The sequence below is a fragment of the Paenibacillus sp. FSL H8-0079 genome (genome assembly GCF_037991315.1).
Taxonomy (GTDB): domain Bacteria; phylum Bacillota; class Bacilli; order Paenibacillales; family Paenibacillaceae; genus Paenibacillus.
Genome location: NZ_CP150300.1, coordinates 2035720 through 2055695 on the forward strand (window position 1 = coordinate 2035720; position 19976 = coordinate 2055695).

A 19976-nucleotide genomic window follows, 5' to 3' on the forward strand; every position below is an offset into this window, starting at 1 on the left:
CACCTGTAGTCTCCACTGGAGATTACAGGTGTTTTTGCGTTCTCATTTTTTCGCATCCTTTACGTCAGATGATTCCGAATTAGATATGGCCTGTATTTTTCAAGTACTGCTCTGCTGCTTCAGCAATGTGTGAAAGGTCGTCCTGGTTGTCAGCAGATCCCGTATACGTTACATCAAGTTCATTAATGGTTCGTTCAATCACATTATTATCCTCAAGCATGTGTGCATGCTCGGTTAACGCCTGTACTCCCTTGATCGTCAGAATATACTTTCCGCGGGAGAGGCGTTCAAACCAGCCATAATAATTTTTTTGCAGAATCGCCGCGGCAGAACCTACACCTGTCTGTCTGGCAAGGTTGGCCGGAGAGGCTTCTCCGTTCGTTCGTAGAGCGGATGCGACACGTAAGGCCTTCTCACGATATGCCGTTACCAGCTGTCTGCGTGTGCTGCCTCCCGTATTGTAGTCTCCGCTGCGTTCGTCGAATTCCTTGAGCAAGCGTTTCCGCCGGACACCGCTTTTGCGGGCAACTTGATTGTGACTAGTGAGAGCCGTCTGGGCAGATGGTTCGCACAATATATCAATCAGGGGAGCTTTGGTTTTGTAAAATGTGACAGTCAGCAACCCCAGGCCGAGTTGTCTGCATAGTGCGGTCAGTTCGCTCCAGCGTTGGTTCACGGCTCCGCGTTTGCTACGGTTGCGCTCGACGGCCAGATACACGAACGGGCTAAGCTTCAAGCGCTGCATGCCCTGCAACAACAGGGAGAGGTTGAATGTTTTTTTCATCTCTACAATCAGTGGTTCGTCCTGGTCCGATCTAACCCCTACGAGGTCACAATGTCTGACTTCGGCCTTGACGTCGAAGCCACGCTGCTCGAAGAAAGCCTTCACAGGCGAATATAATTCGGTTTCGTATTGTACTGCCATCGTCCGTGCTCCTTTCCTGAAGTGGCCTACCTCTGGCCATGTGTTGTCCGGTTTCCTGAATTTAGAACCCTCATTATATCATATTCGTTCTTTTTTTTCTGAGGGCACAAGATGTCTGATAGAACAGGGAAAAGCCAAAATTCGAAGCGGTTGATTGAAAAAAAGAGGTCAACTTATCCGAATTGCCGCATAGGTATGTAATACACTTTTCACAACAAAACAAGACGTTTGGACAGAGGGTGGCGGGACTAAACAGGACCGCAAGATTGGTATTCAAGCAGGAGCCGCAATTCTATTGATTTCTTCATACCATTCGGAATGGTTGACAATCACACTAAAGGAGCCATGGGAGGTACCAAGCATGAATATTTTTGAACGCGTTGCGGAACATCGGGCAGAGAGTGACCGTTTGACATGGAACGGAACATTTGAAGATTATATTGCGCTGTTGAGAGAGGACCCGACTCCGGCAATGACGGCTCACGCCAGGGTGTATGAGATGATTGAATCGTTTGGCGTGGAAGAAGTAGGTGGGCATAAGCGGTACAAGTTTTTTGAGCAGGAGATCTTCGGACTGGATAGATCGATTGAAAAGCTGGTCGAAGAATACTTTCACTCGGCAGCACGCCGTCTGGATGTACGTAAACGGATCTTGCTCCTGATGGGTCCCGTAAGCGGAGGTAAGTCAACGCTGGTGACGCTGCTGAAGCGGGGGCTTGAGCAATTCTCGCGCACAGAGAAAGGTGCCATATACGCCATTGATGGATGCCCGATGCATGAGGAACCGCTGCATCTGATTCCACTGGAGCTTCGTCCTGAAGTGGAGAAGGAAATTGGAGTCCGCATTGAGGGTAACCTTTGCCCATCCTGCCAGATGAGACTCCGTACCGAATATGGTGGTGATATCAGCAAGGTGCCGGTGGAACGGGTCCTTGTTTCCGAAGATAATCGGGTGGGGATAGGAACGTTCAGTCCATCTGATCCGAAATCACAGGATATTGCCGACCTGACCGGTAGTATCGACTTTTCCACCATTACGGAGTTTGGTTCCGAGTCCGATCCACGTGCCTATCGTTTTGATGGAGAGTTGAACAAGGCGAACCGTGGACTGATGGAGTTCCAGGAGATGTTGAAATGTGATGAGAAATTCCTGTGGAATCTCTTGTCACTCACGCAAGAAGGTAATTTCAAAGCAGGACGCTTCGCCCTAATCAGTGCGGATGAGATGATTGTGGCGCATACGAATGAATCGGAGTATAAGTCATTTATCTCCAACAAGAAGAATGAGGCACTGCAATCCCGGATGATTGTCATGCCGATTCCGTACAATCTGAAGGTGTCCGAGGAAGAGAAAATCTATGCCAAGCTGATTCAGCAAAGTGACATGAAGCATGTTCATGTTGCACCGCATGCACTGCGGACTGCAGCCATTTTTTCCATACTTACCCGCTTGAAGGAAACAAAGAAACAGGGCATGGATCTCGTGAAAAAAATGCGGATGTATGATGGTGAAGAAGTGGAAGGATACAAAGAAGCCGATCTGCGCGAGATGCAAAATGAGTATCTGGATGAAGGCATGTCTGGCATTGACCCACGGTATGTCATCAACCGGATATCCAGTGCTTTGATCAAGCAAAATCTTCAGTGCATTAACGCGCTGGACATTCTGCGGGCCATCAAGGACGGTCTGGACCAGCATGCTTCGATTACGAAGGAAGAGCGAGAGCGTTATCTGAACTTTATCGCTCTTGCACGCAAGGAGTATGATGAACTGGCTAAGAAGGAAGTACAAAAAGCATTTGTGTACTCGTTCGAGGAGTCGGCTAGAACGTTGTTCGAGAATTACCTCGATAACATTGAAGCATTCTGCAACTGGTCCAAGATTCGTGATCCGCTCACGGATGAAGAGATGGACCCGGATGAGCGTCTGATGCGTTCCATTGAAGAGCAGATCGGGATCTCCGAAAATGCGAAGAAAGCGTTCAGGGAAGAGATTCTGATCCGAATCTCGGCATACTCCCGCAAGGAGCGCAAGTTCGAATATAGCAGCCATGACCGTCTGCGTGAAGCGATTGAGAAGAAGTTGTTTACTGACCTGAAAGACATTGTCAAGATCACAACTTCAACCAAAACACCGGATGCAACCCAATTGAAACGAATGAATGAAGTGATTAAACGGTTAATTGAGGAACATGGATATACCGCAGCCAGTGCGAATGAACTGCTACGTTATGTGGGCAGTCTGCTTAATCGCTAATCGGCAAAGAACCATTCCGGATCAGGCTCCTGATGCCTGCTGTGAGGCTCCTTCACAGCAGGGTCAGGGCCTTTTTAGTTCGATGAGGGTCTTATCAATCTAAAAAGCTGACAAATAAGGTTAATTTTAAAGAGAATTAGTTCTAATGGTATATGTATATTTAGGTATTTTAGTCTATAATCGATACATATATTTACAATTTAAAGTAATATCGTGTTTATTAAGGAGCTGACTGAACCAGATATGAGCAGTATTTCCGCAACAAGACAGAAGCAACTTGATTATATGGGATTAACCGCAGGGGATCTAACTCTGCTTGCCGATCATCGGCCTGTTTTTAAAAAAGTCGTTAATGAAGTGGTCGATCATTTCTACAATCATGTGGGGAATTATCCCGAGTTGGTAGATCTGATCGCCCGATTCTCTACGATTGATCGTCTAAAAGAAACACAGAAGATGTACTGGTTATCGATGACGGACGGGGTCGTTGACGACGCATATATTGAGCAACGGATTGCGATTGGACTTGTGCATTCCCGGATTGGTCTGTCCGAAGATTATTATCTGGGCACCTACATGGTCTATCTAGATATTGCAACGAGCATATTCCAACAGGTTATTCCTGATTCCTGGCATCTTGTCATTCAGGCGCTTAGCAAAATGTTCAATCTGGATTCACAGCTTGTCCTTGAGGCCTATGAGAAGAAAGAAAAAGAAAAGTTACACCAGCTTGCCGATGATCAACAACATACATTGCAGGCGATTACACAGATTACGCAAGAGCTTACGGGCATGATTAGTGAATTAAATGAAAATGCTTCGGCGATCTCGAGTGTAGCGAAAGAAACAGCTGCTTCTCAGGATCAGGCTCAAGTTCTGCTCACTGAATTGACGGGGGAGATCCATCAGATTGGAAAAATGGGTGAACTCATTCGCGAGATATCGGACCAGAGTCATCTTGTCGGTCTGAATGCAGCGATAGAAGCTGCTCATGCAGGAGAGTTTGGACGAGGCTTCGAAGTAGTCGCCAGTGAGGTGCGCAAGCTTGCAGCAAGTTCCCGGGATGCCCAGGGTAAAATTCAGTCTAATCTGGAGCAGATCATGAAGAAACTGAGCAGTGTGCAGCAGGAGTCGGATCATACGTCCCGCGGTGCACGGAGCCAAGCTTCACGCTCGGCTGAACTCGCTGTATTTGCGACAACAATGGAGAAACTGTCTCTGGATTTGAAGAAACTGGAACAGCAGGAATAGACGTTAAAACCATTAGGAAGCTTCCATACCGTTTCAGGCTGTTTTAAGCTATAATGGGTAGACAAACCTGCCGATGTTATAGAAAATGCAGCCGGAGACAGGGGATTTGAAAGAGGTTGAGGTGATCAGATGGCTTCTATCCATGATGTGGCCAAGGAAGCGGGAGTATCTGTTGCAACCGTTTCCAAAGTGATAAACGATTATCCCGATGTAAGTGAAAAAACACGCAAAAAAGTCAATATAGCCATCGAATTATTGAAATATCAACCCAATGTGGTCGCACGTGGACTTGTAAAACGCCGTTCATGGACGGTGGGCGTACTGTTAACGGTTCCGTTTACGAACCCGTTTGTGTCAGAGTTGCTGGAAGGGATCAAGACTGCGCTGGAGAACAGTGGATATGATCTTGTCCGGTTGTCTACTCGATTCGATGACCCGACATACTCGTTCATCAAACATTGCCGCAGTCGTAATGTGGATGGCGTTGTAGTATTCGGGGAAGGCAGAGAAAACGCGAGTATTCAGGAACTGGTGGATGCAGAGATTCCGACGATGTTTGTTGATACAGACATGTTAGGCAAGCGTGCCGGGTACATTACAACGGATAACGCGAACGGGATCTCGATGAGTGTCAAACATCTGCATGAGCTTGGGCATCACAAGATTGCCTATATCTCAGGCACGCTTGGACCTGCCGTAGCCAATCTGCGATTGGAAGGATATCGGGAAGGGCTGAAAGAATGTGGCATTCCGTATTCTACGGTATACCTGGAGATCTGCGATTATTCATTCGATGGGGGAAGCAAGGCCGCCCGGCGGTTGCTGGCACTTCAGGATCAGCCAACGGGGATTGTCTGTGCTTCGGATATGTCTGCCTTTGGTGCGATTCATGAAATTGAAAAGCATGGACTGCGTGTACCGGAGGATATCTCGGTTGTTGGATTCGACAATACGTATTATGCTGAGGTGTTCAAACCAGGGCTGACCACGGTGAATCAGAACATCTATTCCATTGGCATTAAGTCCATTGAATATCTGATTGCCATGATCGAAAATCCGGCGTATTCTCCTCCTGTTGTTACGGAACCCTCCAATCTGGTTATCCGTCAGACGACAGCACCAGTCAATGAATCATAATTTGGAACAAACAAGAGCACAGCCATAGGCTGTGCTTTTTTATCGTATCGTCTTGTTATGATGATAGATAGTTCACTGATTTTCACCGCTGGATAGAGGCTTAACAACAATCTAAAGGGATTGTTATTTTCACTTATTATGTGTATTGACAATAAAAGGTATAATAACATAAATTTATTTGTAACCGCTTACTTAATATCGAAAAAGTAAGTATGAGTGGCAAAAGTCATACTCACTCGTAAAGGTTGGTGACCATGCATCAGGTGTTCCTGATGCCATCCGTGCAACAATGAAGATTGTTGCCAGCGTAATGATCAACAGAGTATATCCATGTATGCAGTACATTGTTGTGAAAGGCCCGACGCTTGGCAGAATCATAGTATGTTGACATGAACCTACGAGGAGGAGATGGAATGGGCGGAAAATGGTTAAGGTTATGCATGGCAGCTGTGATGGTTCTCAGTTTGTTACCTGGTATCGGTACAGAAGGGTCACATGTGAAGGCTGCAGCAGCTGGTGATACGTTACTGGCTCACTCGTATGAGGATGGTACGACCCAAGGGTGGATGGCGAGAGGCGGAGTAACTGTCGCGGCTACCGGGGATCAGGCATATGAAGGGGCATATTCACTTCAGACCACGGGACGAACAGCGGCATGGAATGGCCCTGCATTATCTCTGACAGGTGTAGTAGAGAAAGGTACAGTAGTTGAGATCTCCGGATATGTGAAGCTGGTCGCAGGTTCCGTACCTGCCAATCTGAAATTTACGGTGGAACGTCGGGATGGCAACCAGCCTGCGCAGTACGATCAAGTGAATGCAGCTCAGCAAGTAACGGATCAGGAGTGGGTTAAACTGCAAGGGCAATACAGTTTCCAGCAAGGAACGGACCTGTTGTTGTATCTGGAGAGTGCCGATCCGACCAGTGCATATCTGCTGGATGCGTTCAACGTACGTCTGGTGACACCTGCACCGGAAAATCCGGGCGAGCCTGTTGAACCTGGTGCACAGCTGTTTACGGCTGATTTTGAAGATGGTAACCTTGGCAATTGGCGTTCACGGGGCAGTGAGCATCTGGAGGTGGTAACCGGCATCGGTCATAACAGCACACACAGCCTAAAAACCTCATCTCGGACTGAGACGTTCCACGGACCGCTGATTGAGGTGCTGGATCATCTGCAAAAGGGAAGTACCGTTCATGTGTCGTTCTGGGCGATGTATGATGAAGGACCTGCGAGTCAGGTTATTAACGGTTCATTGGAAAAGGAATATAACGATGACTCCGCAAACCGTGAATATGCTTCGTTTGCTTCTACGACGCTGAACAAAGGCGAGTGGAAGAAAATTGAGGCAGACATCGTCGTTCCGGGAGAAAACAGCGGAATAACTGGATTAAGGGTGTATGCCGAGACTCCATGGAAGCAGTCAGAGCAGGTTACCCCGGCTGACACCATTCCTTTCTACATTGATGATGTATCAATTACAGCTGCGGAGCAGATTGAAATTGAGGAAGATATTCCGAATCTGGCAAGTACGCTTGCAACATCCTATGCACTGGGAGCGGCGATTGACTTATCTGCACTGGATGAACAAGATCCACACTCCCAGTTGTTAACGAAACACTTTAACAGTATTACCGCAGGTAACTTTATGAAGATGGATGCCATGCAACCGCGTGAGGGGCAGTTTGTCTGGTCCGAGGCGGATCGTCTGGTGAACTTTGCTGAAGCAAACAACATGCAGGTGAGAGGGCATACGTTATTGTGGCACAGTCAGGTGCCAGAATGGTTCTTTACCCATCCGGATGATGTATCACAGCCAGCCACGCGAGAACAGTTGCTTCTTCGGATGAAGACGCATATTCAAACGATTATGAATCGTTACCAAGGGCAAGTACACACATGGGATGTCGTCAATGAAGTCATCTCGGACGGAGGCGGACTGCGTAATGAGGCGAGCGGCTCCAAGTGGAGAGACATTATTGGAGATGTGGACGGTGACGGGGATGACAGTGATTATATTGAGCTAGCTTTTCGTTATGCGCGTGAGGCCGATCCCGATGCTGTGCTGGTCATCAATGATTACGGGCTGGAGGGTAGTGCTAGCAAGCTGAATGACATGGTGGAACTTGTTGAGAAGCTGCTAGCCAAAGGAACGCCAATTGATGCCGTTGGTTTTCAGATGCATGTATCCATGTATGGGCCGGACGTGCAACAGATTCGAGAAGCTTTTAACAGGGTAGCTGCACTTGGAGTGAACATTCAGGTGACGGAACTGGACGTTTCCATCTATTCAGGGTCTTCGGAACAGGAGAAGGCTGTAACGGAGGAGTTAATGCTAGAGCAGGCTTACCGTTATCGTGAGTTGTTCGACTTGTTCCACGAATTCGATGAACGAGGTGTAATGGATAGTGTGACCGTGTGGGGACTTGCTGATGATGGCACATGGCTTGATAATCATCCGGTGAAAGGGCGTAAAGATGCACCATTGCTGTTTGATCGAAAATTGAAAGCGAAACCGGCCTATTGGGCATTGGTGGACGCGTCCGCGCTTCCGGTATATCGCAATGAATGGACAGCGCCTAAGGCTAGTGTTTCTCTCCCGGATCGCAAAGGGCAGGAAGATATGCTTTGGGGGGCTGTAAGAGGGCTAAATATTCATCATCTGGCAGATGGTACATCCGGGTTTACCGGTGAGGCGAGAGTACTATGGGATGCCAAAAAGGTGAATTTAAGAGTGGAAGTAAAGGATACCACACGTCGCAAAGGTGATCAGGTTCAGGTTTTACTTGCGGAAGAAACGCAGGGTACGGTCGCTGCATCTTCTGGAGATATTTTATTTGCTAAGAAGAAAAATCCGCCGCCTGTAAATGGTCAGTATACGTTCAAACGAGAGGGCGGTAAAGGCAAGGATAAAAATGTGTACAGCGTACAGGAGACAAAAACGGGTTATGTTGTGTACGCATCACTACCTTTGTCAGCCGCTTTATTAACAGAAGGGCAGGTACTGTCCCTGGATTTTCGAATTATGGACGAATATGCTGCTGGAAAGACAGCTACGATCGTATGGAACGATATTTCCGATCAGCAGCCGAATATACCTGCCAATCGAGGCAAATTGAAGCTGGGCTCTGCACTGAAACACGCGAAGGTTACTTATGGCACCCCGGTTATAGATGGTCAGAAGGATCGGGTCTGGAAAAAAGCAACATCGATCACCACAGATGTATGGGCACTTGGGGATTCAGGGGCAACGGCAACAGCACAGCTGCTATGGGATGAACAGTATGTATATGTACTGGCAGACGTGAAAGATCCTTTGCGGAGCAAATTAAGCACCAATGCACATGAGCAGGATTCGATCGAGATTTTTATCGACCCGAGCAAAGATCAGACATCATACTACCAGGAGGATGACGCCCAGTACCGGGTTAACTTTGATAATGAGAGTTCTTTTGGAGGAAATGCACGGAAAGAAAGCTTCAAATCAGCCACCCGATTAACAAGTGGGGGATATATAGTTGAGGTGGCGATCCCACTGGATAGCGTTCTGGCTGAAGGGAAAAGATGGATTGGATTCGATCTTCAGGTTAATGATGATGGCGCCGGGGATGGCAAGCGAAGCAGTGTCTCCATCTGGAGTGATGCATCAGGTAATTCTTATCGAGATACTTCCGGTTTTGGCAGTTTGCTACTGACACGCAAATAGGATATTCAGATCTGGATTTGAATGCGAAAATGTCAGCTATTAAACATCCGTATTTCTGGAAAAAAGTGTTGATTTTCAAGGCTAGGACGTTTAGACTATATACATTCATATTAAACGGGTTCCGATGTATGACACCGGCTTGAACTAAGTCTGTGTTCACAAGTCAAATGATGCGGAGGGAGTGCCTGTCATCCAGACAGTGCACTCGCTTCTTTTTTACATTTTTGCATACATATGAGGCATTTCCCGGTTGAAAGGACAGAGTGAGTGGAGCACCTACATGGTACGTACAACTTAGAACTTGTTATTTTATCCTATATTATTGCATCGCTAGCTTCGTACGCGGCGCTTGACCTTGCAGGCCGTGTCAGTCAGGCTAGCGGGGTGGCGCGGAATGTATGGCTCACCTGCGGCGCAGTCTCCATGGGTCTGGGTATCTGGTCCATGCATTTCGTGGGTATGCTGGCATTTGTTCTGCCTACGCAAGTTTCCTATTCCACCGGTAAGGTTGTTTTATCTGTTCTACTCGCTATTGTCGCATCAGGGGTGGCCTTGAACATTGCGGGTAGACAATCGGGCAAGATAAGAAAGCTTATGATTGCTGGCGTACTTATGACTGCAGGGATCAGTTCGATGCATTATGTGGGCATGGCAGCAATGTCGACCCCTGTTACGTATGAACCAGGCAGAGTGGTGTTATCCATTCTAATTGCAGCCATTGCTTCATTCGCGGCATTGTGGCTTATGTTTTTCTTCCGTTATCGTCAATCCAGCCATACCTGGGTTTACAAGATGGGTAGCGGTCTTATTATGGGCGTGGGTATCTCCGGAATGCACTATACCGGGATGTCAGCCGCACAGTTCCATCATTCACATGGCGCAATGGTTAGTTCAGGAATGCAGATTGAGCCAGGTATTCTCGCCTATTTGATTGCATCGGGCACGTTTATTGCACTGGGCTTGACGTTGTTTGGCATATTTATCAATCAGCGAATGTCTCAGAAAGATCGGCGGATTCATGAGAATGAGCAGTGGTATCAGGCCTTGTATCATAACCATTCGGATGCCATTATCTCCGTGGACAAGGAAGGCATTGTCAAAGGGATAAATGTTGCTGTAACGACGATTACCGGATATCCTGAAAAAGAGGTCATGGATCGTTCCATTGACGAGATTGCTCAGCGGATCGAAATAGAGTGGATCAGTGAATTTGATTCCATCGACTGGGATGATAATCGTCTGGAGCAGGTGCACTATATGGCCAAAATGAGGGACGTACAGGGTGAACTTCTGGACCTTAGTATTGTTGTGGTTCCTGTTGTCATTGATGATAAACATGTGGGAAGCCACATTCTAATCAAGGACATTACTGAGGAGAAGCAGGCTCAGGAGAGCATTCGTCACCAGGCTTTGCATGATCCACTGACAGGGCTGCCCAATCGGCGCAAGTTGGATGATATGCTGGCGGGTACGATTCAAGCTTCTGAAGAAGAAGGAAATTCTTTTGCTGTTATGGTAATGGATATAGACCGTTTCAAAATGATTAATGACTCCCTCGGACACTCCGTCGGGGACGTATTTCTAAGAGAAGTCAGCAACCGAATTATAGCAGCGATAGAAGCCTCCGATCCAAAAGCTATGGAAAATGTCATGTTGGCCCGTATGGGCGGTGATGAATTCACACTGGTGGTGACCCATGATCAAGCGACTGAGGTTCGGGTGGCCGAACTCGCGAAACAGATTGTAGAAGCCATTCAGTTACCTTACCGATTAAAGGAAAATGACTTTTACGTGACAGCTAGCATCGGGATTGCGATGTATCCGCACCATGGAGTGGGAGCAGATTCTTTGCTGAAACATGCGGACTCCGCCATGTATGAAGTGAAGAAGAATGGCAAGAACGGTTTTCAGTTCTATACCGCCCAACTCGATTCGGAACTCTATGAACGTATTGAGCTGGAAGGTTACTTGCGTAAAGCGTTGGAGCGCGAGGAGATGGTCCTGTATTATCAACCGCAGATTCGTACCGAGGATAGCCGCATGATTGGTGTGGAGGCTCTTATTCGTTGGAATCATCCACTCAAAGGTCTGCTCGCACCTAATGTATTCATCCCGCTCGCAGAAGAGACAGGTATGATCTATGAGATTGGTAACTGGACGCTGCGGGAAGCGTGCAGGCAGATGAAGCTCTGGCATGCCAGTGGTGGACCGCTCATTCCGGTATCGGTTAACTTGTCCAGCCAGCAGTTCCATCAATCCAATTTGGTAGAACAGGTCAAGAATGCACTTCATGAGACAGGGCTGGATGCACGATATCTGGAGCTGGAGATTACAGAGAGTATGATGATGGATGCAACAGTATCCACGGCGATCCTGAACGAACTGACAGCATTGGGTGTCAAGATCAGTCTGGATGATTTCGGTACGGGATACAGTTCACTGAGTTATCTGAAGCATTTCCCGATTCATAAGCTCAAGATTGATCGTTCATTCGTGACAGACATTACGGAAAATCGGAGCGATCAGGCGATTGTGGCAACCATTATTTCGATGGCTCAGAATCTCCAGATGGAAGTGATTGCCGAAGGCATTGAGACGAAAGGGCAGTTGGATATTCTGATGCAGAATGACTGCCGGGAGATACAGGGGTATTATTTCAGTCGTCCACTGCCTGCAAGTGAAGTGGAACATGACTTTTTTGTACCGCTGCGGTTGCAGGGCAATGGTACACCACCGGTACAATCCTAATCCTATAAATACCAAGCGGCAAGTCCCCGTGTGTGTCGGGAACTTGCCGCTTTTTGTTTACTTTTTATTTTTATATAACACTGGATAAAAGTATAGAGTTCAATACAACATATCGTACAAACGGTTGAATATAACGATCTGCTTCGGTCCTAGAGCTTAATATCCTTAACAGAATGAAGCAATTCCTCGGCCATTAGAGCCAGCGCTTGAGACGAAGAGGTTATTTCCTCCATCGTTGCCAGCTGCTGTTCTGTCGCAGCCGATACACTGATTGTACCGGAAGAAGTTTCTTCTGCTACTATTGCTACTCCCTGCAATGTTTCAGCAAGCTTAACGGTGTCTTCCGACAATTGATGAGACGCTTCGGATACGGAATTAATTTGGGAAGTGACCGAGTCGACAGCCTCCCGAATATGCAGGAATGATTCGCCTGCGGTCGAGACCGCTATAATACCAGCTTGGACAACTTCATTACCTTCTCTGACATTATGGACCGTCACCTGAGTATCTGCTTGAATAGAACGAACGAGCTCAGCGATTTGCTTACTTGAGAGTGAGGACTGTTCCGCAAGCTTACGTACCTCTGACGATACGACAGCGAAGCCGCGACCCGCTTCACCAGCACGCGCTGCCTCAATTGCGGCATTAAGCGCAAGTAGATTGGTCTGCTTGGCAATCGTTGAAATCACTTCAACAATTTGGCCGATCTCATTGGACCGAGAGCCAAGTACATGAACGCCATCCTCTATTTTCTTAACTGTTGATTGAATATCCTCCATCTGACGTATAGCAGACTGTACGGCTATCGTGCCATCTGCAGCTGTCTGTGTTGCAACATTCGATTTATCAGCGACTTCGCGGGCGCTATGAGCGATATTCCTTGACTCCACTGACATATTGCCGACAAAAGCTACACTTTCCTGAACGACAGCTATTTGCCGTTCTGAACCACTGGCTACCTGCTCGATAATTTCGACGACTTGCTCCGTTGCTTTGGTCGTTTGCTCTGCACCTGCCATCAATTGCTCTGACGACGCGGCAACTTGCATCGCATTTTGCGATACTTGCTCAATAAGACTTCGTAAGTTTTCAGTCATCCGTTGGAAAGATACAGCAAGTGAACCGATCTCATCTCGGTTTTTCACTTTAACTGGTTCGCTTGTCAAATCACCGGCTGCAATTAACTCAGCTACTGAGGTAATTCTTCGGATTGGTAACGTGATCATTCGACTGATGAAGAAAGCAATACCAATGCCAGCCAATATGGTTACAATGAGCAATATAATAACAAATCTTTTGGAATCGGCAATACTACTTTGCGTATCATTAAGACTTTGCGCCAAAGCGTCCTCCTGTATTTTTATGTAACGATCAGCCGTTTGCATAAACTTATCGATGATCGGCTCATTTTTAAGGGTGAGCTTCATATAATTTTCTACTTCATTTTGCTTCTTGAATTCAATGATCTCTTCCGCATTAGTTGTGAAATTCTGTTGCAGCAAATCTAGTCCTTGTAGCAGTAGCCAGTCATTCGGATCTGTTGTCCGCGATTGAATCTCCTGACTGACCATAGCGTAACTGCGCACCGCTTCACGATAAGATGTGATGTCATCTTCCTCACCCATAAGTAAAAACGTGTTTATACTTAAATTCTCATCCTTAATAGCAAGACTAAGTGTTTTAACCTTACTTACGATATCAGCACGATCACTAAGGAGCTTTTGGTAGGTTGTATCAATAGAATTGATTTGAAGATAACTGACTGTGGCAATGAGACACAATAATAATAAAATAGATATAAATCCGCTATATAGTTTTTTGCTAATCGTCAATTTCATTTAGCTAGATCCTTCCCCATTGGAGACGACTTCCGCGAACACTTCTGTTGCGCCATCTCTGAATTGTTTCGCAGCCTCTTCCGGTGTGATGTCTCCCTGAAGCATTTGATTTCTAGCCTTGGTGAATAAAATATTAATGCTGTTTGCTACAAGTGGCACGGGTGGATCAATTGGACTGGAATGCTGCTCGACGTGCTCCATATATTTATACTGCTCTTTATCCTCTTCCTTCATCGAACTGAGCAGATGCTCGCGTACTTTCGCCGTAGCTGGAACACCACGCTCAGCTTGCAATATGTCGTTTGCGTCCAAATCATTAAAGAAGAAATCAACGAACAATGCGGCTTCCTTCGTCTGCTTCGTATAAGCAGAGACGGAAAAATACATGGATGGCTTAACATAGTTGCCTTCTGAACCGCCTTTGTAACCCGGGAGCGGAATGAGCTTTAACGCCTTCTCTGTCGATTTACTGTAGCTTACAACGTTATTACTTGTCAGCATATGAAACGCTGCTAACTTGTTCACGATAAGCTTATCTTTGTCAGCGGTACGGTTTCTGGTCTCTTCCGGACTAGCCATCAACTTTTCATCAATGAACTGCTTTTCCATCTTGAAGAAATCCGCCAAGTATTCATCCTTGTCATAACCAAGCGTACTACCATCAATCGAGTATAGAGAAGTTCCACGTTGTCTCAAATAATAAGGGAAATCCAATTCTCCCGAACCAATCGGATAAAACCCGGGCTGATCCACAGTTGCTTTCAACTGCCTTGCGATCTCAGCAAGATCCTCGTATGTATAGCCTATAGATGGCGGCTCAATCCCGTTTTCCGTGAAAAAGTCAGGGTTGTAAATGATCCCTTGTGCATTAATACCTGTTACCACGCCGTACAGTTTATCATCGATCTTCCCTGAAGCAAGTGAAGAGGCATCAAGATCAGCTATATTCAAATCACCAGAAGAAACCAACTCATCCAGCGGCAACAACAGCTTGCGTTGCACGAATTCGTCAATATACTTGTAGTCCATTTGAATGACATCAGGGAATTGTTGATCTGCGGCATTCATTGCAAGCATTGTCCAATACTCACCATTCGGGCCATCAGACGGTTCCACTTTAATATCAGGGTATTTCTTCTCAAATAACTCGATAACCTTCAGTGTTCTTTCTTTGCGTCCATCATTTCCCCACCAGGCAACCTTTAATATTTTTTGGCCTGTTTCTGACGTTGCTTCTGTTTTCTGTGCATCCTGATTAGTACAACCTGTTATCAGTGCAGCAGCCATGATGGTGCACAAAGCGATTTTCATTTTCATCAAATAACTCACGATTGCCCCCCCTTGCTTTTGATCAATTTAGTGAATGATCATTAATGTAATTTATCGGATTTTTAATTTTTTTAATTAGATGAATGTGGCTCTATCTCATAATGCGATGAAACGCAATTTTAAATATTGATTTTGAAATGCCAAGCGGCAAGTCCCCGTGTGTCTCGGGAACTTGCCGCTTATTGTGTTTTTTATGATATGTCGCCATCTTTCATGCGTGATACGAAGGTTCTCTTTATCAAAAAAGAGAAGGGGCTATTGGAACCTCACAAAAACTTGCGGTGGTGCTTCTTGCCATCATACGTAAACCAGATCGGTTTATCCTCGACACGTGTCTCTACATGTACCGTACGTCCCCAGAGGCGATACAGATAGGGTAGGGTGCGTTCCATATATTTCAGATCCAGCTCGATGCCTTCATATTGATGTTTAAGCACGAGTTCTCCGGTCCGCAAATAGTCAGCATCTTGCACGACCAGATAAGGGGACCCCCCGTTGACACGTGAAAATACGAGCTGATCCCGTATGTTCTCCCAGGCCTTGTCGGTGATTTTCCAATCAGGACCTTTTTTCTCAAATACGTAAAGGTCGAGATCTTCGGTTAATTGCTTGGTCATGTAATTGCGGATGAAGGAGGTATCGGAATCAAATTCACGCACCTCGAACATTTTGGCACGACCTTGGCCCGGTTTGCGGCCCCAACGTTCCTGTTCTTCACGGGTTGGGTTATCCCAGCGGCGTTCAATATCCTCGAAAATCTTCAATCCCAAATAATACGGGTTCAGACTTTGCTTGGATGGCTGCACCACGGAGGAGTTGAGTTTGGCAAATTCGATCGTATCCTCACTGTTCAGATCGAGCTCACGTATAATGCGTTGATGCCAGTAGGAGGCCCAGCCTTCGTTCATGATTTTAGTTTCCATCTGTGGCCAGAAATAAAGCATCTCTTCACGCATCATACTCATGATATCCCGCTGCCAGTCGGTCAGCACTTCCGAGAATTCCTGAATAAACCACATAACATCCTTCTCCGGTTCAGGCGGAAAGTGATGGACCTGAATGCCTTCGGCAGGTGCTTCTTCGGTCTGCACATCGTCAAGTGACCATAGATCATCATAGCGGCCTTCAGGCCGTGGTGCTTTCTCACCACGCTGCTCCCGCATTTTCATCTCCATGTAGCGTTGTTTGTCCAAATGGCGGGGTTTAATCAGCTGTGGGTCCACATGTTCCTGAATCGCGATCACGGCATCGATAAATGCTTCAACCGCTTCCGTTCCGTACTCCATCTCATAATTACTAATCCGATCCGCTGTAGCGGCCATACTTTCGACCATATTTCGATTGGATTTGGAGAAGCGGGCATTATTTTTGAAAAAATCGCAGTGCGCCAGTACGTGGGCCACGATCAATTTGTTCTGAATCAGGGAATTGCCATCCAGCAGGAAGGCATAACAAGGGTTGGAGTTGATGACAAGCTCATAAATTTTGCTGAGTCCAAAGTCGTATTGCATTTTCATCTTATGAAATGTTTTGCCGAAGCTCCAGTGACTGAATCTGGTCGGCATGCCGTAAGCTCCAAATGTATAAATAATATCCGATGGGCAGATTTCGTACCGCATGGGGTAATAATCCAGGCCGAATCCATCGGCAATCTCCATAATCTCGGCAATGGCGTATTCTAGGTCGCGGATTTCATCTGTCATCTAACGCTGCCTCCTTCCCTTTTCTGGAAAAAGCTGCGCAAAGCTTTGTACACTTCGCCTTTTTCTTTGATCACATAATACATGAACTGATCCATCTTGATATGACGGTAAGCCGACATCAGTGTGCTGCTGCGGTTGTACTGATTCACCTCGCCGTACCCAAACATGTTACTACGCTTCATTAACTCACCGATCAGCTTCACACACCGCTCGTTATCCGAGGTCAGGTTATCCCCGTCAGAGAAGTGGAAAGGGTAGATGTTGTAGCTTGAAGGTGGATACCGGCTGTCAATAATATCCAGTGCCTTCATATATACAGAGGAGCAGATGGTGCCTCCGCTCTCGCCACGGGTAAAGAACTCTTCTTCTGTTACTTCCTTGGCTTCCGTATGATGGGCGAGGAAAACAATCTCAACTTTCTCATACTGACGGCGTAGAAAACGGGTCATCCAGAAGAAGAAGCTGCGTGCGCAGTATTTCTCAAATGAACCCATGGACCCGGATGTATCCATCATGGCAATAATAACGGCATTGGATTGTGGAATAATTTTGTCTTCCCATGTCTTGTAGCGCAGGTCATCCGGACTGATGTGATGGATGCCTGGCGTACCGGTCGTTGCATTGCGACGCAGATTTTCCAGAATGGTACGTTTCTTGTCAATATTGGACTGCATGCCTTTTTTGCGAATATCGTTGAAAACTACCGTATGTGTCTCAATCAGGTCTTTGTCTTTCTGCTTCAGATCGGGTAATTCCAGCTCAGCGAAGAGCATATCTTCCAATTCCTCAATACTAACTTCGGCTTCCACAATATCATGACCAGGCTGATCACCAGCTTTTTCGCCTTTGCCGGGTTTCTGCGAAGCAGAGGGATCACGACCGATGACGTCTCCGACCTGACTGTCACCGTCTCCTTGACCGACATGTTTTTGCTTCTGGTAGTTATACACAAAACGGTACTCATCCAGACTGCGGATTGGTACCTTGATGATTTGTTTTCCATCAGACATGATGATGTTTTCTTCCGTGATCAGATCAGGCAGATTCTGCTTGATGACATCTTTCACCTTTTGCTGATGGCGCTGCTGGTCCTGGTACCCTTTGCGGTGAAGCGACCAATCTTCCTTCGACACGACGAACGAGTAAGGCTGGTGTGAATTTGACATGTAGGCACCCCCCATTGATTACGCGGCACAGTTTGGCCTGTCGGTAATTAAGTATATTCACGGGCGGGGACGATATGTGATGAGAGTGGATATAAAATGATACAATTACGCAAGTTCACCTCAGAGGTAAGGTGAGTCGTAAGAACAGAACTGCACCATTTTTTACAGAAACAGTGAACAAGTGTGATATCCTTCCTTTACAATAGGAGAAAGACATCAATTATTTAATAGAGATGCGTGCAAAGGAAGGATTCATGTGAATAAAAAGGCGATCAAGGCTTGGATTATGTATGATTGGGCCAACTCGGCGTATGCAACAACAGTACTGGCGGCAGTATTGCCCGTATTCTATGCTTCGGTGGCTGCAGCTACGCTGGATACGGATACCGCTGCTTCCTACCTAGCCTACACACACTCCATTGGCATGTTGTGCGTAGCTCTGCTAACACCGTTGCTTGGCACGTTGGCTGATTTGTCAGGACGGAAGGGCGACTTCCTGCGTGTATTTGCAATCATAGGCGTTCTTGCCACATTGGGATTCAGCGCAATTGGAGAAGGGGACTGGCTACTTGCTTCCGCGTTACTGGTCATATCCACCATTGGTTTTGCGGGTGGTAACACCTTTTACGATGCGATGCTGCCGGATCTGGTACCCGTGGAACGAAGGGACATGATATCCTCCAAAGGTTATGCCTATGGATATATTGGAGGAGGCTTGCTGCTTGCCGTCAATATGCTGATGATTCAGCAACCGGGCTGGTTTGGGATGAGCAGTACACTGGCAGGTACAAGGCTTGCGTTCATCTCTGTATCGTTGTGGTGGTTACTGTTCTCGATACCGATCTTCCGCCATGCTCCGAGACGTCCTGCATCACCGGACATGCCTGGATCATGGAAAGGTTACGCCGTGGTGGGCGTTCGCAGACTGCGGCAAACCTTCCGTCAGATGCGACGTTTTCCCCAGTTAATTCGTATGCTGGTGGCGTTCTGGTTTTTTAATGACGGCATTAATACCATCATTCTTATGGCTACGATCTATGGGACAAGTATAGGCATAGGTACAGCCGACTTGATGCTCGCACTGCTGCTAACCCAGTTCATCGGTTTCCCGTGCACCTTGTTACTGGGAGCATGGGCGCAGCGCTGGGGCGCAAAGCAGGTATTAATCGTGAGTTTATCCGTGTACATATGTATCGTGATCCTCGGTTATTTCATGACACAAGCGAGCCACTTTTATATACTCGCTGGGCTGGTTGGTGTCGTGCAGGGTGTGAGTCAATCCACAGCTCGTTCCCTGTTTAGCAATCTGATGCCAGCTGGCAGAACAGGAGAGTATTTTGGCTTTGTGAATATTACAGGCAAATTCTCTTCGATCTTCGGTCCATTTGTGTTTGGTTATGTTGGGCAGATCACTGGTTCCACGCGTTGGGGTATTCTGTCGCTCATCTTCTTTTTCGTCGCGGGAATTGCTGTATTGTTAACCGTGAAGGTACAGAACGGGATGCAGGATGCTACACGGGCAGATCAGGAAGAAGAGCGAAATGGGAGTATCGGAGCTGCTGGGAAAAGTTCAAATGTAAGGTTTACAGGTTAGTTGTTCATCGGTTTTCATATCAAACTTCTCTAATGAATTACTCTCATGGCTTCAGGCATTGTTCCTCGCAGAACATGTCTGGAGCTTATTCGCGTTTGTGCATCCTGCTCAGAATTGATTATGAATAAGTGCTTAAACGACAGACAGCAGAATACAGTGAAAGAGTAACAATTTATGAAAAGGTGAAAATAAAAGATTGACATGATACATTTTGTATCATAGAGTAAAACTATGAATACATAATGTATCTGAGAGTTGTCGAAAGAATACATGTATTTTGCATCACTCTTGGGTTAAATTCCGACGGAATGTTGCAAAATG

The 19976-nt window shown here is 46.6% G+C and carries 11 protein-coding genes; 6 read left to right on the forward strand and 5 right to left on the reverse strand.

Annotated features, from left to right (window positions below):
• Positions 1 to 79: 79 nt before the first annotated feature.
• Positions 80 to 925: a DUF2161 family putative PD-(D/E)XK-type phosphodiesterase gene (locus MHI06_RS09280; protein WP_340401276.1), complete on the reverse strand. Its 846-nt coding sequence runs from the start codon at positions 923 to 925 to the stop codon at positions 80 to 82.
• 361 nt (positions 926 to 1286) lie between these two features.
• Here MHI06_RS09280 and MHI06_RS09285 point away from each other — a divergent pair, with 361 nt between their 5' ends.
• The 5 genes from MHI06_RS09285 to MHI06_RS09305 all read left to right on the forward strand — a co-directional run bounded on the left by MHI06_RS09285 (position 1287) and on the right by MHI06_RS09305 (position 12025).
• Positions 1287 to 3182, forward strand: coding sequence for a PrkA family serine protein kinase (locus tag MHI06_RS09285; RefSeq protein ID WP_169478769.1), 1896 nt, complete (start codon positions 1287 to 1289; stop codon positions 3180 to 3182).
• 243 nt (positions 3183 to 3425) lie between these two features.
• Positions 3426 to 4433, forward strand: a complete 1008-nt coding sequence (locus MHI06_RS09290; protein ID WP_340401277.1) for a globin-coupled sensor protein — start codon at positions 3426 to 3428, stop codon at positions 4431 to 4433.
• A gap of 129 nt (positions 4434 to 4562) precedes the next feature.
• Positions 4563 to 5570: a LacI family DNA-binding transcriptional regulator gene (locus MHI06_RS09295; RefSeq protein ID WP_340016417.1), complete on the forward strand. Its 1008-nt coding sequence runs from the start codon at positions 4563 to 4565 to the stop codon at positions 5568 to 5570.
• A 413-nt stretch (positions 5571 to 5983) separates the two neighbouring features.
• Positions 5984 to 9277, forward strand: coding sequence for an endo-1,4-beta-xylanase (locus MHI06_RS09300; protein ID WP_340401278.1), 3294 nt, complete (start codon positions 5984 to 5986; stop codon positions 9275 to 9277).
• Between the two features lie 267 nt (positions 9278 to 9544).
• Positions 9545 to 12025 carry an EAL domain-containing protein gene (locus tag MHI06_RS09305; protein WP_340401279.1) on the forward strand — a complete coding sequence of 827 codons (2481 nt, stop codon included), beginning with the start codon at positions 9545 to 9547 and terminating at the stop codon, positions 12023 to 12025.
• Between the two features lie 149 nt (positions 12026 to 12174).
• Here the strand turns inward: MHI06_RS09305 and MHI06_RS09310 are convergent, their stop codons facing one another.
• The 4 genes from MHI06_RS09310 to yhbH form a co-directional block, all read right to left on the reverse strand.
• Positions 12175 to 13863, reverse strand: coding sequence for a methyl-accepting chemotaxis protein (locus MHI06_RS09310; RefSeq protein ID WP_340401280.1), 1689 nt, complete (start codon positions 13861 to 13863; stop codon positions 12175 to 12177).
• Positions 13864 to 15192: an ABC transporter substrate-binding protein gene (locus tag MHI06_RS09315; protein ID WP_340401281.1), complete on the reverse strand. Its 1329-nt coding sequence runs from the start codon at positions 15190 to 15192 to the stop codon at positions 13864 to 13866.
• 266 nt (positions 15193 to 15458) lie between these two features.
• On the reverse strand, positions 15459 to 16895 hold the full coding sequence (locus MHI06_RS09320; protein ID WP_169478762.1) for a SpoVR family protein: 1437 nt from the start codon (positions 16893 to 16895) through the stop codon (positions 15459 to 15461).
• Complete coding sequence (gene yhbH, locus MHI06_RS09325; protein WP_036609998.1) at positions 16892 to 18061, reverse strand: sporulation protein YhbH; 1170 nt, start codon at positions 18059 to 18061, stop codon at positions 16892 to 16894. Before yhbH ends, MHI06_RS09320 begins: the two co-directional genes overlap by 4 nt.
• 256 nt (positions 18062 to 18317) lie before the next feature.
• On the opposite strand from yhbH, the gene MHI06_RS09330 reads away from it, so the two are divergent.
• Complete coding sequence (locus tag MHI06_RS09330; RefSeq protein WP_340401282.1) at positions 18318 to 19655, forward strand: MFS transporter; 1338 nt, start codon at positions 18318 to 18320, stop codon at positions 19653 to 19655.
• Positions 19656 to 19976 lie beyond the last annotated feature (321 nt).